The sequence below is a fragment of the Streptomyces sp. NPDC032198 genome (genome assembly GCF_040636975.1).
Taxonomy (GTDB): Bacteria; Actinomycetota; Actinomycetes; order Streptomycetales; family Streptomycetaceae; genus Streptomyces.
Genome location: NZ_JBEZVL010000008.1, coordinates 273,959 through 293,443, shown reverse-complemented (window position 1 = coordinate 293,443; position 19,485 = coordinate 273,959). Strand labels below are relative to the sequence as shown.

Sequence of the window (19,485 nt, the reverse complement as noted above, 5' to 3'; positions counted from 1 at the left end):
TCACGCGGCCCGGGCGGCGAGAGTGGTGAGGCACTGCTCCCATCCGGGGGCGTGGTCCTTGATCACATTGCGACGGTTGTCCTCGGACGTCGGCAGAGCGGCGAAACCGCTCTCCACGACGTGCAGCCGGGTGCCGTCGCCCTCGGGCGTCAGGGTGAACTCCACGAGGGTGGAGTTGTCCTCGCGCAGTGCTTCGCCGGGGAACGCACTCACCCACCGGTATGCCAGATACCTCGGCGGATCGGCCTTCTCCACGCGTACCGGGAAGTCACCGTGCTCGGAGTGCCGGGCCACCAGGGACTGGCCTTCGGTGGCCTGTATGCCACGCATGCTCTCGTCGTCGGTCACCCAGAACCCGGGCTCGGCCACCAGCGGCCAGACCTTCTCCGGGGCGGCCTCGATCAGGATCTCGCGCTCGATGCGGTCACCAGTCATCGCGTACTCCATCCGTGCCATCCGCCTGTTCGGGCATCTGCCGACTCGAAGAATGTGCAACTTCAGGGTTGCACAGTGAAGGCTTCTGTGCAACCTGTGGGTTGCACATCTTCCTGACCGACCTCCTCCGATGAAGGCGCCGCGCCCGCCGACCCTGACCTCCCGCACTCCCCCGCTCCCGCGCTCCCGCGCGGGCGTCCCGTTCCAGCGTTCCATCCGTGCTTCGTTTCACCTGGTCAGCGCGGGAAAGTGCGTCCCAGCTTCCCGCTCTGCCCATCTTTTGTGGCGGCTGGGACTGGCCAGCTCGCAGACTCAAGTCGTCCAACACACACAGCCGTTGACAGGTGGGCACCAGGGAAATGATCCCGGCCCGCCGTCGGCGGCTCCAGCGCCGACAGCTCAGGGAGTCTCCCCATGCCCCGTTCCCCCATCAGCTCGCGCCGCCGCATGGCCGCGGTGGCCACCGCCGCCTTGCTGTCCCTGGGTCTGCTGACCGCGTGCGGCTCCGACTCCTCGGACACCGGCGCGTCGAGCGCCAGTTCCTCCCAGAAGGCCGAGTCGCGTGCCAACTCCTCCGACAACGGCGCGAAGGACGACTCGAAGCTGTCCACCCGGGCCGAAGGCGGGGAGTCGAACCTGCAGCAGGGCGACGCCCTCACCGCCCACAAATTCCAGTTGAGCATCGACGGCGGCACCGAGGCCCTCGCCCAAGTCTCCGAACTGAACGTGGACCAGCCCACGGAGCAGATCCCCTCCAACAAGCTCATCCCCGGCCGGCAGAAGACGACGGGCACGGTGACCGTGCTCCGCGGCGACGGACAGTCCCAGCAGTTCACCGACCTGATCAACGGCAGCACCCAGCCCGCGACAGCGACCCTCGCCATGTTGGACTACGCGGGCAACGCGACGAGGCAGTACACCCTGCAAGAGCCCAAGGTCATCAAGGTCGAAGACTCCCAGACCGGCAACGCCCAAAGCGTCACGATCCAGTTCGCGAACCTCACGGTCGGCTAGGACTACGTCCGGGGTGGCTCTGGGGCCGCCGAGGGGCCGCCACCCGTAACCGGGCCGTGGCCTCTGCAGCCCGTGCGGTACTTGCCGGTGATCGCGTCGATCACCAGCCGGTGATCCCGCCGCCCTGCCCGCTCATCCCTCCGCCGGCAATCCCGTCATACGCAGTCGGCCCACCAGCTGGGCCGAAGTCGGGCGGGGCGCCTGGGCCGCCAGCGCCGACAGCAGCCCTTCCCAGGCGTCGGGGAGTCCCGCGTCCACGGCCGACCGGTAGGCGTCGCAGGCCTCGTGCGACCGTCCCTGTTCCAAGTACAGGGCGCCAAGCACGGCATGCGCCTCGGTGTCACCGGCCTGGTAGCCCCGGATGTAGGCGCGTTCGGCGGCGGCGGTGTCACCCAGCTCCTCACGCACGCGGCCCAGTGCGGTCCAGGCGTCGAAGGCGCCGAGAGCGTCGGCCCGGAGCACCGCTCGCCGAGATCCGTCCCGGTCTCCCGCACGCTCCCGCATCCGGGACAGCGCAGCCCATGCTGCGGCGGAGCCTCGGTCGGCGGCCAGGTCGGCGGCGAGTTCCGCTCCCCCGGCATTCCCGGCGCGTTCCCGGCCGCGCGCCAGCGTGATCCAGGCCTCCACGTCACCGGCGCGGGCCGCCTCCGCCGCGGCGCGGGCGGCGCCCGCGCCGTAGCCGCGCTCTGCGCGGGCCTCGGCCAGTGCGGTCCAGGCCTCCGGGTCGCCGATCCGGGCCGCCTGTGCGGCAGCCTCCTCTGCGGCCACGTTGTCGCCGTCCGCATCGGCGAGCAGGGCCAGTTCGCGCCAGGCCGCGCCGACGCCCAGAGCGGCCGCCGCGCGATGAGCGGCGGCCGCCCCCGACAAGTCAGCTGCCTCACTTCGCAGTTGAGCCAGCAGCGACCAGCCCTCGGGGTTTGCCGCGTCCGCGCCGCCGGTGGCCGCGGCCACGGCCGCCCCGTGGTCACCGAGCGACCAGTGCAGCTGTACCAGACGCGCCCAGGCCGCGGTGATGCCCGCGTCGGCTGCCCGGGTGGCGTGCTCCAGCGCCTCGGTGAGGTCGCCGGCTCGTTCGGCGACCTGCGCGAGGCCCATGTGCCCCCACCCGTCGCCCACACTCACCGCCTGCTCGAACGCCTTCGCCGCCGTCGGCCCGTGGGCCGCGCGCATCCGGCCGAGCGTGCGCCAGGCCAACGCTTGCCCCGGCGCCGCTGCCCGGGCGGCGACGTCATCCGCGGCGGACGGGTCCCCCTCCTCCTCATGGATTCGGGCCATGGACGACCAGGCCCACACATCGCCGGCCTCGGCCGCGCGTCGGTAAGCGTCGTAGGCGGCAGAATCGTCTCCGTCGGACTCCCGAGACACTGCCAGGGCCGCCCAGGCGAGGGGGTCTGTGGCAGCCGTTTCTTCGGCGGCGGCCCGGCCGTCGGTGGTCTCCCGCAGCACGGCCCAGACGGCCCGGGCCCGGCTGTGGCCCTTCTCGACGGCGTGCTTGTACAGCTCGGCGGCGCAGCTGTAGCGGCGCCGCAGCTCGGCGGCGCCTGCGAGGGCGTAGAGGTCATCGGCGGTCCTGGCATGGGCCGCTCCGGTCCAGAATCCGGCCGGTGGTGCCCGATGTGCTCTGACCCGGCGTATGTGCTGCTCGAGGTAGTCGTCCGGGCGGTAGCTGTCCGGGTCGCCGACGTCCCGCGCGTACCGTTCCGCGATCAGCGGCACCGGACCGCCTGCCGGGGTGGTCAACGCGCTGATGGCTGCCGGGAACCACTCCTTGCCCGCGGTCGCGCGGGCGGTGGAGTCCATGAACCCCGCCGCGGCCTCCATCAGCAGACGGGCCGGTACGGCGCTCGTGTGGCCGAGCCTGCGCGCTTCGACGGCCGCCGTCAGTACGGCATGCTCGGGCGCGGTGAACCATTGGTCGGGGCCCATGTCCCAGCAGCGGACCAGCTCCGGTCCTCCCGTGAGGTGTTGCAGCACGCGGTTCCCGGGCCCGGCGGCTCGTACGGCGGCGGCCAGGCGCGGGTCACGGGCCGCTGCCGCGGCGACGGCCGAGGAATCACCGGACAGCGTGTCCGGAACCGTGATCATCGCGTGGCGTCCCGTCAACAACGCCTGCGTGTGCGGGGACTCGTCCCTGCTGTCCCTTCGGTTCTCCGTCAGTCGCCTCAGGTGTTCCGGCCACATGGTGCCCACCACGGCGAGCGGCGCGTCCTGATCGAGCAGCCGACCCAGCGCTCTGGCGGCCCGCTCGCCCGGGGCGCCGTTCAGATACCGCTGGGCCTCGTCGAGCCACAGCACGGTGCGCGGGCCGATGCGCGACGCCTCGATCCACGCGGCCAGTTCGTCCGCGTCCGCCGGGTGCACCACGGGCCAGTCGGGCAGGACGGCCGCCACCGCCTCATAGGCGGCACGGGTCTTGCCGCTGGCGGAACGGCCCACCAACAGAACGAACGCGGCATCGTTCGTGGCCGCCGTGCGGGCCAGCCGCTGCCGCAAGGTCTCGTCGTGCGGGCGCGTGAGGTACTCCGTCAACGGCAGGTCGGCGGTCTCGTCGGGGCCCGGCGCGGGTTGAACTCCCAGGCGAACGGGGTTCCATTGGGCGGCGGTGCGGTGCCGGGCCTCGCTGTCAGACATGCGCCTTGAGCACGTTTCGCCCGAGGTGCTCGACGGCTGGGTCCACGGTGTCGAACATGGGGAACACCTTGATCAGCCCAGTCATCCGGAACATTTTCAGAACGCTTTCCTTCTGCACCACCAGCGCCAACCCGCCGTCGTGGGCGCGGACCCGCTTCAGGGCACCGACCAACACACCCACCCCCGTGGAGTTGATGTGATCCATGGCAGTCAAGTCCACGACGAAGTAGCACCTTCCGTGGTTCACGAGGTCAGCGAGCAAGTTACGCAAGGGCGGCACCGTGTGTCCGTCCAACGCGTCGACCCCGACTCTCACCAGGGTGATGTCCTCGGAGAGGTGTTCGTACGTGTGGTCGCCCGCTTCGATGACGCCGTGCTCGACTGCGCGCCGCTCGCGGGCCCGTTTCACCATGGCCGTACGTCGCTGCTCGATGCTTTCCTCTACATAGTCAGCGGTGAGCGTCGCGACCGCGCTCGGCACGGTGTCGTGGAGAGGGAAGACCCTGTGCAAGCCGGCCCTGGACAACACGGCGCGCATCCGCTCGCCGGGGACGACCAACGCGAGAGTCCCGCCTTTGCAGTGCACGCGCTTCAGGCCTTCGACCAGCACGGCCAGGCCCATCTTGTCGGCGCCGTCGACCGCACTCAGGTCGACGACCAGAATCAGGCGCCCGTCTTCGACCACCTCTACCAGCGCCTTGTGCAGTTCCGGGGCGCAGCGGTCGTCGAGCACGGCTCCCTGGCCGTCGCTGTCGACCCGCACGACGGTGATGCCGTCGCGCTGGCCCTCGTACGACACCTTCAGCTGCACCAGGCGCCCCCTCGTCTCTGCCTCTGCGGATCCTATCGGCCCGAGGAGGGTGAGCTCCGAGGCGTACGGGCCCCGATCGGGGTCGGTGCGGGGGCGAGCCTCACCGTCATCCATGAGCGCGGAGATCTTGCCGACCGAGGAATTCGATGGCCGGATGCACCGTGCGGAAGATGGGAAACACCTTGCTCAATCCAGTGATGCGAAACTGCTTCAGCACTCTGTCGGAGCTCACGACCAGCGCCAGCGCGCCGGCGTGCACATAGACGCGCTTCAGTGCGCCGACGAGGACACCCACCCCGGTCGAGTCGATGTGATCAACGGCTGTCAGGTCGACCACCAGGAAGAACCGTCCCTGTTTCACCATGTCGACCAACACATTACGCAGGGGCGGCGTGGTGTAGACGTCCAGTTCCACCGCGACCTTCACCAGACTGATGCTCTCGGTCAGGTGCTCGTAGGAGTAGCCGTCCGACACCACGACGCGGGTCGCCGCTCCGGCGGCTTCCCTGGCGCGCCGCTCGCGTGCCCGTTCCTCAATGGCCGCACGTCGCTGATCGATGCTTTCGTCCGAGTAGTCCCCGAGCAGCTTTCCGACCGCGCTCGGCACGGTGTCGTGGATTTGGAAGACCCGGGTCAGGCGGGTCTTGGACAAAGCGGCGCGCACTTGCTCGGTGGTGACGACCAACGAGAGTGTTCCCCCTTGGAAATGCACCCGCTTCAGACCGCCGACCAGCACGCCCAAGCCGCTACCGTCGATCTCGTCCACCCCGCTGAGGTCGACGACCATGAGCAGCCGCCCCTCTTGGGCCAACTGCACCAGCACTTTCCTCAGTTCCGGCGCGGAGGTGAAGTTGAGCACGCCCCCCGGACCGTCGCTGTCGACCCGCACGACGGTGATGTCGTCGCGCTGGTCCTCATACGACACCTTCAGCTGCACCAGGCGCCCCCTCATCTCCGGCGCTTCGGATCTTATCCGCCCAGCAGGCATTACACAGGCGTGAGCGCCATGCGGGCCGCGTCCAGGAACGCCGCCTGTGCCACGGAGTGTTGGGTTCCGGGAGCGGTGACGGCGAGGGAGCCTCGCAGCGTCTCCGCCGCCGCCGTCACGGGGTCCGGCCCTTCGAGACGTACGACGTTGAGCGCCTCTCCTACCGCGCCCATCGCGAAGTCGTACTCCCGCCTCCGTGGCGACTCATCCGCCGTGCCGATGGCGTTCTGCCAAGCGGTCAGCGCCAGTTGGGCACTGTCGGTGCGGCCCAGAAAGGTCACGTACGCCGTCCGCCGCACCGCCCGCTGGTTCGCCAGCGTCTGTTCGGTCAGGGTGCGGCGGGCCACGTCGAGCTGGGCCGTGGCCTGGAGCTGACCCGCGTCCCAGGCGGCGGCTGCCTGTTGCCGTCCGGCTTCCCAGGCGGCTGCCGCCTGCCGCTCGCCCGCCGCCCAGGCGGCTGCGGCCTGACGCCTGGCGGCGGCAAGGGTGAATGCCCCCGTCAGTGCTCCGCCGCCGATCGCGGCCCCCGCGGCGACGAGCGCCGTCATCACTGCCTCGTCCACGTCAGTCGCCCAGCTCCGCCAGCACCACGGACCTGGCCGCCGTCTGGGCCTGGCGCAGATGATCCTGGCTGCCGAGGAAGTACTCCCTGTAGTCCTTGTGCACGCCGTCGGTGTCCGAAGGCGGGGCCGCGAACCAGGCGTTGGCGGTGGCGCCGTTGCCGAGTGGCGCACCGAGGCGCCTGCGGGCCAAGGTACCGAAGCGGTCGCACAGACCGTCCACGGACCACTGGAATCGGGGATGCGGCAGAGGTACGTCCTGAAGCAGCACGCGCTGCGTTGACACCTCCCGCAGATCCGCTCCAGACAACTGTCCACCCCTCCATTAGGCGCGCGAATCATGCATCAAGCACACTCACCCGCGCAACACCCCATGCCCCTGACCTCAATCTCGAAGAGAGATCCTCGGCATGAATCCGCAGCACGCCGGCTCCACCTGCCTCGGACCGCGCATCCGCCGCGCCGCTCGGCGAGTCGATCCCAGCATCCGTTGGCGTGCGTGCATCACGTCTCGTCGGGCACCCGATCGGTATGGGAATCATGAGCAACGTGGAGAACGCCCTGGAGAAGTGGACCGACCCGCTGTGGGAGCGTGTGCTGCCTGGGCAACGGGACCAGCCAGAAGTTCTGGCCGAACTTCGCCAGACGTGCGACGACAATACGGTCATCGTCGATCGGGAATGCATCCTGGCACCCAACACATACACGCTTGAACTGCCACCAGATTCTCACCGGCGACTGGCCCCGTACAAGGCGCAAGTGCAACGCCAGCTCGACGCTCAGGTCTGCCGACACGCGGCGGAACAGGGTTACACGTTTCCCGGCCCGGTCTCGGTGCACATTCATGCCGCTTCCGACGACGCTGTCGACCAATTTCGTCTGTCCAGCGGGGTCGATCCCACCTGAGAGCAGCGCTCCCGCCCCGTAAGCCCAGCGAGCAGCCTCGCTCCCCGCTCACGGCGGGCTTCCGCGCAGGAGGAATGGCGAAGGCGCGTCCTGCGTGTGTGAGTGATCGGGTGGGGGATGCGGGACCGGGCCGCCGAACGCGCGGGACGCTAGGCGCCGCGCTGCGACTCGCCTGACTGTCGACGAAACGGTGATTTTCCCGCGACTGCCCTATATGCGAGGGGCCGGAATCCTCCGCTGCGCGAAATAATCTTTAGGCGGCAAAGACGCTGGCCAAGGAGGCTTTTCGCGGCAACCCGCTCCCGTATACGAACCTCGCAGGCATGAGACCGCACAGTCCTGGATAGCGTCCGCTCAGACCGTGCGGCTCTCAAGGCCCGGAGCCCTGTGCCGCCTTGGGGTGCCGCGCCAGGGCAAGATTCCTCATAGCTGAAGGGTCTCCATCATCGTGCAACCGGCCCAAGAGTTCGGCGACAACCCTGTCGAAGTACGCGAAACCGGGCACTACACGGAGGAGTACGTCCCCAGCTTCGTCGAGAAATGGGACTCCCTCATAGACTGGGAGAAACGAGCGGAAAGCGAAGGAAATTTCTTCATCGACCTGCTGCGGAAATGGGGGGTACGGAGCGTACTCGATGTCGCGACAGGCACGGGATTTCATTCTGTAGCCCTGCTGTCCGCCGGATTCGAGACCGTCAGCGCCGACGGCAGCGCGGATATGCTGGCGCGGGCCTTCGAGAACGGTACGCAGCAGGGAGGGCACATCCTGCGAGTTGTGCAAGCGGACTGGCGATGGCTCAACAGAGACGTCCACGGAGAGTACGACGCCATCGTCTGTCTCGGAAACTCCTTCACGCATCTCTTCTCGGAGCGTGACCGGCGCAAGGCTCTGGCCGAGTTCTACGCGATGCTCAAGCACGACGGAATTCTCGTACTGGACCAGCGTAATTACGATGCGATCCTGGACGACGGGTATACCAGCAAGCACCGGTACTACTACTGCGGTGAGGACGTCATCGTAGAGCCGGAGTATGTCGATGAGGGCCTGTGCCGTATGCGGTACAGCTTCCCCGACAGCTCGATCTACCACCTCAACATGTTCCCGCTGCGAAAGAACTACACCCGGCGTCTCATGTCCGAAGTGGGCTTCCAGCACATCGAGACCTACGGCGACTTCCAGCACACCTATCGGGGTGAGCAGCCGGACTTCTTCGTGCACGTGGCGGAGAAGGAGTACCGGATGGAGAACGAGGCACAGTACAAAGGCGCGGTCGGCACCGCTCGCAGCTACTACAACTCACCCGACGCCGACACCTTCTATGCCACGGTGTGGGGCGGCGAGGACATTCACATCGGCCTCTACGAGAGCTCCGTAGAGCCCATCGCGGACGCCAGCCGGCGGACCGTCGAGCGGATGGCGTCGAAGCTGGAGTTGACCCGGGATTCGGTGGTGCTCGATCTCGGTTCCGGGTTCGGTGGCTCCGCGCGGTACCTGGCGCAGACGTACGGCTGCCGGGTCCTTGCCCTCAACCTCAGCGAGGTGGAGAACCAGCGCCACAAGGAGCGGAACTCGGCCCGCGGACTCGCCGACAGGATCGAGGTCGTCGACGGGTCCTTCGAGGACATCCCCTACCCGGACGACCATGTCGACGTCGTCTGGTCCCAGGACGCCTTCTTGCACAGTGGCAACCGGGTCCAGGTCCTCGAGGAGATCGCTCGGGTGCTGCGGCCCGGCGGCCATCTCATCTTCACCGACCCGATGGCGGCCGCGGACGGTGCCCGCACCGATGTGCTGCAGCCGATCCTCGACCGGATCCACCTGGACGACATGGGCTCGCCCGGCTTCTACACGCGCGAGCTCGGCCGACTCGGGTTCACCTCCGTCGACAGCGGTTTCGAAGAGCACCGCGAACAACTGGTGAACCATTACACGCGGGTCCTGGAGGAGACCGAGCGCCAAGAGGCCGAAGGACTGGCCAAAAGGGTCAGCCACGACTACCTCGCCCAGATGAAGAAGGGGCTCGGCCACTGGATCAACGGTGGCCGCGAAGCTCACCTCACTTGGGGGATCTTCCATTTCAGGCTCGGCGGCAACAGCTGAGCCTGATCCGGCCAGACAACCCCCGGCCAGAGCCCCCGGAAGCCGACAGGGTTTCCAGGGGCTCGTGCTGGGTCAGAACCGGGCGTGCGTGGTGATGTCCGACTCGAACTGGTCGATCATCTGAGGCGTCACCGTGGGACGGCACTGGGCGATCGCCTCCAGATAGTCCGCCGTGCTCGCGCCCGGCAATGCCTCCGCGGCGGCCGCCTGCCCGCCAACCGCAACCAGATCGCGCTCGAAGGAGCTCTGGGCGGCGATGCGCGCGGCATGCTCGATGTCAGCGGGCGTGAACAGGTCGCTCGCTGCCACCAGTTCGTCGATGTCCACCTCCGCTCGCCCGTCCGTGTAGCGCGCCCAGATCGCCGCCCGGGCGGCCTTGTCCGGCGTACCGATCGGGATCAGGTAATCGAAACGACCGGGACGCAAGAAAGCAGGATCCAGGGAGCGGATCGAGTTCGTCGCACACACCAGGAGCCGCTCGTCGCCCTCTCGGAAGCCCGGGATGAGCTTGAGCAGTTCGTTGGTCACCCCGTGCATCCCGCCGGGCTGCGCCGGTTCCTGGCGGACCGGAGCGATCTCCTCGACCTCGTCGATGAAGACCAGGACGCGTTCCAGCTCGCCGATCGCCGCGAACGCGGAGCGCAGCGCGGCCGCCAGATTGCCCCCATCGGCCAGCCGTGAGGGCAGGATCTCCACGAACGGCCAGCCGAGCCGCGAGGCGATCGCACGCGCGAAGGTCGTCTTGCCCGTCCCCGGCGGCCCGAACAGGCCCACCGCCCGCGGCGGACGCACACCGTGCAGCGCCGCACGCTCCGGCTCGGCCAGCGGAAGCACGACCCGGCGTTCGATCAGGTCCTTCTCCCGCTCCATGCCGACGACCTTGGCCCACAGGTCAGCGGGCAGCAGCCGGCCGCCGAGATCGTCGAGAAGGCTGGCGGCGGGCCCGTGCACCGGCTCGACCTTCTCGAAGTAGGCGACGGCAGGCCGCCGGGTGTAGCCCGCGTTGAGGAGTCCCTCGCCGAAAAGGTCCTCCTCGGGCAGGACATAGGAGATCCGCCCGACCCGCGCGGCGACCAGACGCCGCTCCAGCTCGACCAGCAGTGCGCTGGCCAGGCCGCGCCCCCGCCAGGCCGGGGCAATCGCGATCCGCATCACCCAGGCCCGCTCCCCCGCCACACAAGCCAGAGCCGTCCCGATGGGTACGCCCCGGTGGACAGCGACGACGCCGGGCTGGCGTGATGTCAGCGCACTGATGCACTCCGCCACGGAGAAGACGGATTCCTGGCCGAGCTCGGCGGTGGTATCCATCAGGTGGACCACAGCGGCGAGATCGCTCTCGCGGTAGTCATGGATCAGCCAGTTCACAGGGGCCGCCCCTCGATCGTTGGGTTGTCGCGCCGGTGCGGCGAGGCTAGAGGCGGGGGAGATCACGGGTCGTGTGCCACAGTGCACAAAGCGCGAGGGGACGATGCTACGAACCGTCACTGGGCGCAGGGGCGCCGAGCGTGCCCGACGACGTGGGCCTGCCGGTTCCCGTACCTGCGTCCGGAAGGCATTGTGGGACTCCCGGCGGCCGTGACACGACTGCATCGGTGTGACGGGCGCACGCCTCGAAGGTATGCGTCAGGCGCCGCCCCAGACCGGGGCGTCCGTTCCCCATAGGCCCGGCGGACGTGCCCAGTTCGCCGGGCCCCCGTCGTACGACACCGGCGGCAGCGCGTGCCGCAGTCGGCCCATGGGGCTGTCGGTCTCGGTCAGCCGGTGTTCGGCGTCGAAGCCCTCATCCTCGCCCGGAGCGGGTGCCAGGTCGTGGACCAGCCAGTGCGCGGTCTGCGCCAGCGCCAGGCGGACCAGCCGGGTGCCGCCCGTGCGGTGCTGCTCGGTGAGCGCGCGCAGGACACCGGCCGCGAGCAGATAGCCGGTGCCGTGGTCGAGCGCCTGGGCGGGCAGAGTACCGGGCGAGTCCGGCGAGCCCTCCAGCTCGGCGATGCCGGTGGCCACCTGGACCAGGCTGTCAAAGCCGCGCCGCTCGCGCCACGGTCCGTAACGGCCCCACGCGGAGAGCTGGGCGATGACGAGACCCGGACGGCGCTCGGCGAGCGCCTCGGGCGTCAGTCCGAACCGTTCCAGCGCGCCCGGCCGGTAACCGGTGACCACCACGTCTGCCGCATCGAGCAGTTCCTCGAAGAGCCTACGGTCGGCGGCCTGTCGCAGGTCCAGGGTGGTCGAGCGTTTCCCCATCCCTGTGTCGTTGTGGGCCTCCTGACTCTCTGGCAGCTGTGGGGCGTCGATCCGCAGCACGTCAGCGCCGAGCAACGCAAGGGTCCGGGTGGCGACCGGTCCGGCCAGCACTCGGGTCAGGTCCAGGACGCGCAGCCCCGCGCACGGTAGTGCGGCGCCGCCGAGCAGTCGATCCGGGGCATCATCGATGCGCGCCGTCGTCAGCAGCGGCTGCCCGGCAGCCATGCCCCCCTGCTCGCTCTTGGCCCAGGCCTCGGGGCCGCGAGCCGCGACAGCCAAACCGCCCGCCGCGTACACGCTCTCCTCCACTTCTAGCGCGGTAAGCCCCGCGATCGCCCGGGCCACCGCGTCCACTGCCTCCTCGTCGGCGTTCCCCGGCACCCCGAGAGCGGCGAGCAATCGAGCCCGGTGGTGCGGGTAGTTGGCGTGTGTACGAACCCATCCATCGGTTGCCCGCCAGAACCGGGACAGGGGCGAGAAGGTCGACCACGCTCGCCCGTCGACCCGCACCAACCGGTCGCTGAGGAACGCCGTCGCCACTGCCTCGTCATCGACCCGCACACGGGGCACGGGACGCCCCGTGCGTACGGAAGTGAGCTCGGCAGCCGCGAGCGAGCACACCGCGACGGTGGCCCGCGCCAGCTCCATGACGGGCAGCCGCGCCGGCAGCCCTCCGGACGGACCGCCGTAGGACACCCGGTCGAGCAGCGAAGAATCGGCACCCAGTGCCGCCCAAGCCTGCGAGGCCCCCGAAATGCTTGGAGAAGTCATGCTCACACTGTGGCACTGGGTGCCATCCGTGGGAAGGGTTGCGTCACGGACCCAGGCCCTCGCCGACGTACTACCGCCATTCGGCCAGAGATGCCGTCCGTGCCTGCGGCGCCCGACTCGGCCGCCCGATGGCGATGGCGGAGGAGCACCCAGCAGCTCATCCGCGCCCGCCGCCTGTCCGACCGGCCGACACGGGTTTCCAGCCGGCCCCGCAGCAGCAGACCACCGGTGGCGCACGCAGCAGTCGGTGTCGGAGCGATCCTCCTCAGCAAGCAGGGCGTCCTGCTGAGCCGCCATCGTCGTGCTCCGGATGCCGGTGGGCCGTTGGGCCGTTGGACCCGTTGGGGCCGCGGATAATCTCCGAGACCGCTCCGGCCGACTGCAGTGCCCCGGTGTTGCTGACGTATCAATAGGGTGTCCCCCATGCCTGCCACGCTGAGTTCCACGAAAAGCGCCGCCGCGCTCCGCAGATCGGCACGTGTCTCCGTCGAGTTGCTGCTGGTTCTTGTAGCCGCAATGGCAGGCCTATGGATTCTCGGTCAGATGTGGTCAGTCCTCTGGCCGCTCATAGTGGGCCTCTTGCTCACCACGCTGACCTGGCCTCTGGCCCACTTCCTACGCCGACGCGGCTGGCCCCCCGCCCTGGCCGCCTCGGTGGTGACCGTGCTGTTCCTCCTCGCCGCCGCGGGCATCGTGGCGCTGATCGCGGTGCCGGTGGCCTCCGAGTCCGGCGAACTGACCGACGGCGTGACCGAGGGCATCGAAAAATTGCGCAAGTGGGCCGCCGGGCCACCACTCAACATCGGCGACGCCCAGATCTCAGGCGGAATCGACTCGGCGACCGCGCAGATCAAGGACAGCGTCGGCAGCATGGTGACCACTCTCTTCACGGGCGTGAGCACCGTGTTGAACGGGGTGGTCACCGCGATCCTGGCCGTCTTCTTGATGTTCTTCTTCCTCAAGGACGGCCCGCGCTTCCTTCCCTGGCTCGCCCGTCAGCTTCCCGGCCGGCTCGCCACCGACGTCCCGATCGTGGCGGCGCGCAGCTGGGACACTCTGGGCGCCTTCGTACGTTCCCAGGCCTTCGTCGGCATGCTCGACGCGGTCTTCATCGGTCTGGGCCTGTGGATCCTGGGTGTGCCCCTCGTGCTCCCGCTGGCGGTGCTGACCTTCGTATCGGCGTTCGTGCCGATCGTGGGTGCCCTGTTCGCCGGCTTCGTGGCGGTGCTCATCGCTTTGGTGTCCAACGGTCTGACCGACGCGCTGATCGTGCTGGTGATCATCGTCGTGGTGCAGCAACTCGAGGGCAACGTGTTCCAGCCGATCATCCAAAGCCGGGGGCTGGGGCTGCACGCGGGAGTGGTCCTGCTGGCGGTCACCCTGGGCGCGAACCTGGCGGGCGTCGTGGGCAGCCTGCTCGCGGTACCGGTAGCAGCTCTGATCGCGGTGGTCTGGAACTATCTGCGCGAGCAGCTCAGCGACCCACCCCAAGAGCCCGAGACCGACGAGACGCCCCCCGCTTCCACACCCCCTCCCAACTCCCCCTCCCATCCTCAGCCTTGATGGGGGCCGCGTTTGGACTCCGACCGGAGTCCCACCGGCGGCCCGACGCCACGGTGTCCGGGGCGTCGGGCGAGAGCCCAGCGGGCGCACTCCCCTTGCGAGCGAAGTTTCGCCGAACGGCGGCTGACCGGGCAGACGTTGCGGGTCTGGCTTCGAGTGTTGCGGTTGTTCTGCTATCGGCCGTCCTGTCGACGAAATACCTTCGGCGAGCGGGTTGCCGGGGTGAGCGAACGGCATCGACACTCCAGCCTCGGCACGAAGCCGTGGCTTCGTGCGGTCGCCGTCGAGTTGGGCGGCAGAGCCGGTGAGCGGCCGTGCGGTTCAACTGCACTGAACCGGCTCGGCTGACTCATCGCGCGGTGCGGGTCAGGCGGTGGCGGCCAGGGTCTGGGCGAGGTTGTCCAGGACGTGGAGCCAGCCGTTGCCCATGCCCGCGAGAGCCTGTCGTCCCATCCGGGAGTCTAGGTCGAAGCCAGCGTGGGTCAGGACGAGGCGGGTGCCGCCGTCTTCGGGGTGCAGAGTCCAGGTGATGGTGGTGTCGAGGACGCCCTCGGCGAACCGGTAGGCCAGCAGACGCTCGTCGTCCACCTCTGTCACCTCGCAGGGCTGGTGGCCGAAGTTGTTGCCCATGTCGAAGGTGAAGCGGTGTCCGACGACGGGCTTGACATCTCCGGCGGCCCACCAGCGGGCATGAAGCTCGGGTTCGGTCAGGGCCTTCCACACCGCCGCCCGGGGGGGGTGGGGGAGGAACTTCTCGCAGGTGATCGTGTCGTTTTCGGTCGTCATGTTCCGTCTTCCTCGTCCAGGAGATCGGACAGCGCCTCAAGACGCTGTTTCCAGTAGTGCTCGAACGGATGCAGCCACTCGCTCACCTCGGCCAGCCGGGCCGCTTCGAGGTGGTAGAAGCGGTGTCGACCGCGCGGCTCCTCCCGTACCAGCCCAGCGTTACGAAGCACCGCCAGATGTTCGGAGACGGCGGGCCGCCCGAGCTCGAACATTCCGGCCAGCTCAACAGTGGAGCGAGGCCTGGAACGCAGGCTTTCGAGCAGTTTGCGGCGTACCGGATCAGCCAGCACGCCGAACACATCCGTAGGCATAACGACAGCACGTGTCGGAGGAACCCGAGGGCCCACACGGATGCCCCTACGACAGCGCGCGACCCACTGCCAGTGTCACCCCAAACCCCTGTCGGTCAAACGGAGTTCACGCGAACGCCTCGTTTGTTGAAGTGCCAACTGTGGGAATGACAGAGCTTGTTGAGACGGAAGTGTCATCCCCCCGCAGGAGGCCCCATGCGCCCTCGACTGACCGCTCTCGCCGTAAGCACAGCTGCCCTCACCCTGGCCCTAGGAGTAGCCGCCGCCCCCGCGTCCGCCGTGCCCGCTGACAAGACGCAGGTGCTCAGCCAGTGGACCCAGACCGACGCGGGCAGTTACAACGCCTGGGTGTCGGCCAATGCCAACCAGGGGGCCTGGAGCGCGTACCAGTTCAACTGGTCCACCGACTACTGCTCCAGCTCGCCCGACAACCCCCTCGGCTTCCCCTTCAAGACGGCCTGCGCCCGGCACGACTTCGGGTACCGCAACTACAAGGAAGCGGGCAGCTTCAGCGCCAACAAGGCCCGCGTCGACAGCGCCTTCTACGAGGACCTGAAAAGAGTGTGCGCGCGGTACAGCGGCGCGACGCAGACCACGTGCAACGGAACGGCCTGGACCTACTACCAGGCCGTCGACAAGCTCGGCTTCTCCGGCGTTGTGGGCGACGGGGCCGCCATCTGACCCATCGCTCATCTGCACGAAGGGCGGTGACCCTTTGCAGGTCACCGCCCTTGCTCCGCCCCACGGCCGCGGCAGGGCCGCCCCCGGAGGCCGCCTACCTGCTGGAGTGCGATGTGCTCACGGCCCGCGCGGCGGCCCACCGCCTCCACGGCAGCGGGGTCAAGCCTGCCGGACGCCTCACGCCTGGGGCGTTCGGCCAGGGTGTGCGGCGACAACGACCGTGCCGCGCCGGCACGACGCTGGACGTCTCCGAAGTACCGGAACTACCCGCAACGCGCCCAGACCGCCACCGACGCCATCGGCAAGGCCGTCGCCCAGGCCATGAAAGCCATGCCCCATCAACGCGACCGGACACGACAGTCAGCAACCAACCTCGTCCAAGCCGATTAGCTGGCCTTGGGCCAGGTCGGGCCCTGGTCGGTCCAGACGACACCCTTGTTGCGGCACAGGCAGAAGGGGTGGCCGATCGGGTCGGTGTAGACCTGCCAGCCGTAGCCGTTGGGGCCGATGAAGTCCTGCCTCAGCGTCGCGCCGAGGTCGAGGACGCGACGCTGCTCGGGCTCGATCTCATCCACTTCGAAGTCGAGGTGGAACTGCTTGGGGTGCTCCGTGTCGGGCCACTGCGGAGCTCGGTAGTCCTCGACCCGGATGAATGCCAGCTCGATCTCGCCGAACTGGATGCCGGCCCAGTCCTCGGAGCTGCCTTCCTTGATCGGACGGCCCGTCACCTCGGAGTAGAAAGCCGCCAGCTTCATCGTGTCCGGGCAGTCGATAATGAAATCGGTGAGTCGCAGCATCCCGCGATCTTGCCACAGGCTCACACCTGACTTCGAGAAAAGCCTGCGCAAAGCCGGTCCGCAACGCCTACGCGGCCCTCCCCCCTCTCCCACCGCGAGCGCAGGCAACTCACCAGGTTCCCCTAGCCGGGCCTGCCCCGGGCCGCAGGTTTCCCGGGGCTCGACCGCCTGGGAGCCTGGTCCGGCGGCACAGACGGCCGGCGCAAGGCACCTGAAGTCGCGTCAGCCCGTGACCCCGGGCACGACCAGGCCGGTTTCGTACGCGATCACCACCGCGTGGGTCCGGTTCTGCGCGCCGAGCTTGGTCAGCACGTTCCCGACGTGCGTCTTCACCGTCTCCAGGCTCACCCTGCACGACTCCGCGATGTCCGGGTTGGAGCGGCCGGTGGCCATCAGGCGCAGCACCTCCTCCTCCCGGCCCGTCAGCGCCGCCTGCGGCAGCGCCTCGGCGGATTCCCGTGGGCGGGCGGTGACCATCTGGCGCAGGGCCGCCGGGAAGAGGATCGCCTCGCCCGCAGCGACGACCCGCACCGCCTCCGCGATCTTGGGGACGGGTAGCCGCTTGAGCACGAAGCCGCTGGCCCCGGCGCTGAGTGCGGCGGTGACGTAGTCGTCGTTCTCGAAGGTGGTGATCACCACGACTTTCGGCGGGGCGGTCGGCCCTGCAAGGAGCTGGCGGGTGGCCTCTATGCCGTTGAGGCGCGGCATCCGTACGTCCATCAGGACCACGTCCGGCCGCAACTGCCGGGCCCGCTCGACCGCTTCGATACCGTCGGCGGCTTCCCCGACGACGGTGATCCCGGGCTGCATGGCGAGCAGCGTGCGCAGGCCGCTGCGGGTCACCGCGTCGTCGTCCGCGATCAGGAGTGTGGTGCAGCCGGAGGCGTCGGCTGTGTCAGTTGTGATGGCTGCGCTCGCGTCGGGGCCGGTCGCGACCGCTGCGCTCGCCGGTGAGCCGATCATGCGGGCAAGCGTACTGGCAGGCGGACCGCGAGCCGCCAGTGCTCCGGTCCGTCCGGGCCGGCCTCGATGTCGCCGTGCAGGAGCCGCACGCGCTCCATGAGGCCGGGCAGTCCGTGCCCGGACGTCGGGAAGGCATCCGGGCTCGTTCCGCTCCCAGCTCCTCCAGTCCGGTTGACCACGTCGAGCTCCAGTGAGTCCGGCGCGGCCGCCACCTTGACCCGGATCGGACCGCCCGCTCCGTGCCGCAGCGCGTTCGTCAGCCCTTCCTGCAGGATCCGGTACGCCGCCCGGGAGAGCGTTCCCCGCACCTGCGCGTAGTCGCCCGACAGCTCCGGCTCCACCACCGCGCCCGCGTGCCGCAGCCGGTCGAGCAGTTCGGGCAGGTCGGCCAGGGTCCGGGCCGGCGCCGTTCCCGCCTTCTCCTCGCGCAGCATGCCCAGCACATAGTCCAGGTCCTCCAGGGCGGCCCGGGTCGACTCCTCGATGCTGCGCAGGGCGGCCCGCGCCGCCACCGGGTCGACACAGAGCACCTCGCCCGCCACCGCTGCCTGGATCGTGGCGGCCGTCAGGGTGTGCCCGATCGAATCGTGCAACTCGTGGGCCAGCCGGTTGCGTTCCGCCAGTGCCCGCTCCCGCTCGGCCGCCAGGGCGAGCCGCTCGGCCGACGACGGACCAAGGAGCCTGGGTGCCAGCCACCGCAGAACGTACGTCACCGCCAGGCACAGGGCCGCCGCGAGCAGCAGGCAGCAGAGGGCGGCTGCCCAGCTCTGCCAGCCGCTCTCCGCCCTCAGCGACCAGCCGTTCACACTCACCCCGGCCTCGGCGCCGGCCCAACCGCCGGGCAGGAGCAGGCCCGCGACGAACAGCAGGACGCTCAGCTGTGCGCCTGCCCACCCCAGCACCACATGTGACAGCAGCCAGAGCGGGGTACGCAGGCGGTCGGCGCCCGATGTCGTGGCAGCAGCCGCCCCGTCACCGGGCGAGCCCGCCCGCCGACGCTCGCCGACGGGATCCGGCAACGGCACCCTCAGCATCCGCCGGGCACAAGCGATCAGCACCCGCCGCGTCGTACGAGCCAGCCCGATCGCACCGATCAGTCCGGACCAGACCAGCGCGGTCAGAGCGAGCTGCACTCCCACGGAGGCGGATGGCCACGCCATCGCCGGTAGTGCGGCGAAAGGCAGCAAGGGAAGGCTCGCCAACGCGCCGCAATAGGCGAATAGCGCACCCGAATACGTGGAGCCGCGCAGCAGCGGCCGGATTCCTTTGAACATGGCCAGGCAAGTATGACCGGACGGCTCACCGGCGGCCTCCCCCGATCGGGGGAGCGAATTCTCCCGCCTTCCCGCGATGTGCCCGTGAGCCCCTAAAACCAGAATCGGGCTCTCACCAGTTGACGGGACGGAAGGACGAGCTGATGAACGCTCAGGGAATCGAGACGCCGCTGAACCACTCGGTGTCCGCACAGGACCAAGCCGTACGGAGTCGGACCGCACCGAACGGAATGCGACTGAACGGAATGGGACCGAACGCAAGCGCACCGGGCCCGACAGCACCGAAGAACAGCCTGGCCACGGCCGCCATGACACTGGGCATCATCGGCCTGGGCACCTCGGTCGTCTTCATCGGCGGCCCGCTCGCGTTGGTCGGCCTGATCCTGGGCATCGCCGCCCTGACAACGGCCAAGCGGACCGGTACGGGCCGGGGCAAGGCCGTCACCGCCGTGGTGACGTCGTCCCTCGCGATCGTGGTGTCCGGGCTGATCGCCGTCGTCATGGTCTGGTACGCGAACAAGACCCAGGAGTGCTACCAGCCCGACAGCTTCCACCAGTACACGCAGTGCGTCCGCGAGCACTTGAACGGAAACTGACCGGTCTTGCCTTTCCCTCACCGGATCCTTCACCGCATCCCTCATCGGTGATCCGG

At 69.0% G+C, this 19,485-nt stretch carries 19 protein-coding genes and 2 pseudogenes; 6 read left to right on the top strand and 15 right to left on the bottom strand.

Annotated elements, in window-relative coordinates; genetic code table 11:
- Positions 1 to 435, bottom strand: coding sequence for an SRPBCC domain-containing protein (locus AB0E78_RS23080; protein ID WP_361835449.1), 435 nt, complete (start codon positions 433 to 435; stop codon positions 1 to 3).
- Positions 436 to 849: 414 nt separating this feature from the next.
- On the opposite strand from AB0E78_RS23080, the gene AB0E78_RS23075 reads away from it, so the two are divergent.
- A complete protein-coding gene (locus AB0E78_RS23075; RefSeq protein WP_361835446.1) occupies positions 850 to 1,449 on the top strand; it encodes a hypothetical protein in 600 nt (199 codons plus the stop codon).
- 132 nt (positions 1,450 to 1,581) lie between these two features.
- Here AB0E78_RS23075 and AB0E78_RS23070 read toward each other — a convergent pair whose 3' ends face one another.
- The 7 genes and pseudogenes from AB0E78_RS23070 to AB0E78_RS23040 all read right to left on the bottom strand — a co-directional run bounded on the left by AB0E78_RS23070 (position 1,582) and on the right by AB0E78_RS23040 (position 6,725).
- Positions 1,582 to 4,080: a hypothetical protein gene (locus tag AB0E78_RS23070; RefSeq protein WP_361835443.1), complete on the bottom strand. Its 2,499-nt coding sequence runs from the start codon at positions 4,078 to 4,080 to the stop codon at positions 1,582 to 1,584.
- Positions 4,073 to 4,447, bottom strand: coding sequence for an STAS domain-containing protein (locus AB0E78_RS23065; RefSeq protein ID WP_361835897.1), 375 nt, complete (start codon positions 4,445 to 4,447; stop codon positions 4,073 to 4,075). Before AB0E78_RS23065 ends, AB0E78_RS23070 begins: the two co-directional genes overlap by 8 nt.
- A 114-nt stretch (positions 4,448 to 4,561) precedes the next feature.
- Positions 4,562 to 5,005: pseudogene (locus AB0E78_RS23060) on the bottom strand (STAS domain-containing protein); the annotation flags it as partial.
- Positions 4,998 to 5,339 (bottom strand): STAS domain-containing protein, encoded by a 342-nt coding sequence (locus tag AB0E78_RS23055; protein WP_361835894.1) that lies wholly within the window; start codon positions 5,337 to 5,339, stop codon positions 4,998 to 5,000. The gene AB0E78_RS23055 and the pseudogene AB0E78_RS23060, both read right to left, overlap by 8 nt.
- Positions 5,340 to 5,498: 159 nt before the next feature.
- Positions 5,499 to 5,843, bottom strand: a pseudogene (locus tag AB0E78_RS23050) (STAS domain-containing protein); the annotation flags it as partial.
- Positions 5,844 to 5,878: 35 nt separating this feature from the next.
- Entirely contained in the window at positions 5,879 to 6,442 is a 564-nt protein-coding gene (locus AB0E78_RS23045; RefSeq protein WP_361835440.1) for a hypothetical protein, read from the bottom strand.
- Position 6,443: 1 nt separating this feature from the next.
- Complete coding sequence (locus tag AB0E78_RS23040; RefSeq protein WP_361835437.1) at positions 6,444 to 6,725, bottom strand: hypothetical protein; 282 nt, start codon at positions 6,723 to 6,725, stop codon at positions 6,444 to 6,446.
- Between the two features lie 254 nt (positions 6,726 to 6,979).
- On the opposite strand from AB0E78_RS23040, the gene AB0E78_RS23035 reads away from it, so the two are divergent.
- Both AB0E78_RS23035 and AB0E78_RS23030 read left to right on the top strand, forming a co-directional pair.
- Positions 6,980 to 7,345 carry a DUF3662 domain-containing protein gene (locus AB0E78_RS23035; RefSeq protein WP_361835434.1) on the top strand — a complete coding sequence of 122 codons (366 nt, stop codon included), beginning with the start codon at positions 6,980 to 6,982 and terminating at the stop codon, positions 7,343 to 7,345.
- Between the two features lie 448 nt (positions 7,346 to 7,793).
- Positions 7,794 to 9,446, top strand: a complete 1,653-nt coding sequence (locus AB0E78_RS23030) for a methyltransferase domain-containing protein (RefSeq protein WP_361835431.1) — start codon at positions 7,794 to 7,796, stop codon at positions 9,444 to 9,446.
- A gap of 72 nt (positions 9,447 to 9,518) precedes the next feature.
- Here AB0E78_RS23030 and AB0E78_RS23025 read toward each other — a convergent pair whose 3' ends face one another.
- Together AB0E78_RS23025 and AB0E78_RS23020 are read right to left on the bottom strand one after the other, a co-directional pair.
- Positions 9,519 to 10,811 (bottom strand): bifunctional GNAT family N-acetyltransferase/ATP-binding protein, encoded by a 1,293-nt coding sequence (locus AB0E78_RS23025; RefSeq protein ID WP_361835428.1) that lies wholly within the window; start codon positions 10,809 to 10,811, stop codon positions 9,519 to 9,521.
- 258 nt (positions 10,812 to 11,069) lie between these two features.
- Positions 11,070 to 12,458 (bottom strand): CoA transferase, encoded by a 1,389-nt coding sequence (locus tag AB0E78_RS23020; RefSeq protein WP_361835425.1) that lies wholly within the window; start codon positions 12,456 to 12,458, stop codon positions 11,070 to 11,072.
- A 423-nt stretch (positions 12,459 to 12,881) separates the two neighbouring features.
- Here AB0E78_RS23020 and AB0E78_RS23015 point away from each other — a divergent pair, with 423 nt between their 5' ends.
- The gene (locus AB0E78_RS23015) at positions 12,882 to 14,021 is read left to right on the top strand and encodes an AI-2E family transporter (RefSeq protein WP_361835422.1); all 1,140 of its coding nucleotides are present in this window, start codon (positions 12,882 to 12,884) and stop codon (positions 14,019 to 14,021) included.
- Positions 14,022 to 14,387: 366 nt separating this feature from the next.
- On the opposite strand, the gene AB0E78_RS23010 is transcribed toward AB0E78_RS23015, so the two are convergent.
- Both AB0E78_RS23010 and AB0E78_RS23005 read right to left on the bottom strand, forming a co-directional pair.
- Complete coding sequence (locus AB0E78_RS23010; RefSeq protein WP_361835419.1) at positions 14,388 to 14,807, bottom strand: SRPBCC domain-containing protein; 420 nt, start codon at positions 14,805 to 14,807, stop codon at positions 14,388 to 14,390.
- Positions 14,804 to 15,106 carry a metalloregulator ArsR/SmtB family transcription factor gene (locus tag AB0E78_RS23005; RefSeq protein ID WP_361835416.1) on the bottom strand — a complete coding sequence of 101 codons (303 nt, stop codon included), beginning with the start codon at positions 15,104 to 15,106 and terminating at the stop codon, positions 14,804 to 14,806. The genes AB0E78_RS23010 and AB0E78_RS23005 overlap by 4 nt, the downstream gene beginning before the upstream one ends.
- A 207-nt stretch (positions 15,107 to 15,313) precedes the next feature.
- On the opposite strand from AB0E78_RS23005, the gene AB0E78_RS23000 reads away from it, so the two are divergent.
- The gene (locus AB0E78_RS23000; RefSeq protein WP_361835413.1) at positions 15,314 to 15,799 is read left to right on the top strand and encodes a phospholipase; all 486 of its coding nucleotides are present in this window, start codon (positions 15,314 to 15,316) and stop codon (positions 15,797 to 15,799) included.
- A 386-nt stretch (positions 15,800 to 16,185) separates the two neighbouring features.
- Here AB0E78_RS23000 and AB0E78_RS22995 read toward each other — a convergent pair whose 3' ends face one another.
- From AB0E78_RS22995 to AB0E78_RS22985, 3 genes are all read right to left on the bottom strand, one after another.
- Positions 16,186 to 16,596, bottom strand: coding sequence for a VOC family protein (locus tag AB0E78_RS22995; RefSeq protein ID WP_361835410.1), 411 nt, complete (start codon positions 16,594 to 16,596; stop codon positions 16,186 to 16,188).
- Positions 16,597 to 16,818: 222 nt separating this feature from the next.
- The gene (locus AB0E78_RS22990; protein WP_361835407.1) at positions 16,819 to 17,559 is read right to left on the bottom strand and encodes a response regulator transcription factor; all 741 of its coding nucleotides are present in this window, start codon (positions 17,557 to 17,559) and stop codon (positions 16,819 to 16,821) included.
- Positions 17,556 to 18,833 carry a histidine kinase gene (locus tag AB0E78_RS22985; protein ID WP_361835404.1) on the bottom strand — a complete coding sequence of 426 codons (1,278 nt, stop codon included), beginning with the start codon at positions 18,831 to 18,833 and terminating at the stop codon, positions 17,556 to 17,558. The genes AB0E78_RS22990 and AB0E78_RS22985 overlap by 4 nt, the downstream gene beginning before the upstream one ends.
- Before the next feature lie 143 nt (positions 18,834 to 18,976).
- On the opposite strand from AB0E78_RS22985, the gene AB0E78_RS22980 reads away from it, so the two are divergent.
- Complete coding sequence (locus AB0E78_RS22980) at positions 18,977 to 19,429, top strand: DUF4190 domain-containing protein (protein WP_361835401.1); 453 nt, start codon at positions 18,977 to 18,979, stop codon at positions 19,427 to 19,429.
- The last annotated feature ends 56 nt before the right edge of the window (positions 19,430 to 19,485 follow it).

Excerpts from the sequence above, each read along its gene's own strand:
- AB0E78_RS22980 (WP_361835401.1), top strand. The coding sequence starts at position 18,977 with ATGAACGCTCAGGGAATCGAGACGCCGCTGAACCACTCGGTGTCCGCA.
- AB0E78_RS23080 (WP_361835449.1), bottom strand. The coding sequence starts at position 435 with ATGACTGGTGACCGCATCGAGCGCGAGATCCTGATCGAGGCCGCCCCG.
- AB0E78_RS23020 (WP_361835425.1), bottom strand. The coding sequence starts at position 12,458 with ATGACTTCTCCAAGCATTTCGGGGGCCTCGCAGGCTTGGGCGGCACTG.
- AB0E78_RS22985 (WP_361835404.1), bottom strand. The coding sequence starts at position 18,833 with ATGTTCAAAGGAATCCGGCCGCTGCTGCGCGGCTCCACGTATTCGGGT.
- AB0E78_RS23075 (WP_361835446.1), top strand. The coding sequence starts at position 850 with ATGCCCCGTTCCCCCATCAGCTCGCGCCGCCGCATGGCCGCGGTGGCC.
- AB0E78_RS23070 (WP_361835443.1), bottom strand. The coding sequence starts at position 4,080 with ATGTCTGACAGCGAGGCCCGGCACCGCACCGCCGCCCAATGGAACCCC.
- AB0E78_RS23035 (WP_361835434.1), top strand. The coding sequence starts at position 6,980 with ATGAGCAACGTGGAGAACGCCCTGGAGAAGTGGACCGACCCGCTGTGG.
- AB0E78_RS22995 (WP_361835410.1), bottom strand. The coding sequence starts at position 16,596 with ATGCTGCGACTCACCGATTTCATTATCGACTGCCCGGACACGATGAAG.
- AB0E78_RS23000 (WP_361835413.1), top strand. The coding sequence starts at position 15,314 with ATGCGCCCTCGACTGACCGCTCTCGCCGTAAGCACAGCTGCCCTCACC.
- AB0E78_RS22990 (WP_361835407.1), bottom strand. The coding sequence starts at position 17,559 with ATGATCGGCTCACCGGCGAGCGCAGCGGTCGCGACCGGCCCCGACGCG.
- AB0E78_RS23010 (WP_361835419.1), bottom strand. The coding sequence starts at position 14,807 with ATGACGACCGAAAACGACACGATCACCTGCGAGAAGTTCCTCCCCCAC.
- AB0E78_RS23015 (WP_361835422.1), top strand. The coding sequence starts at position 12,882 with ATGCCTGCCACGCTGAGTTCCACGAAAAGCGCCGCCGCGCTCCGCAGA.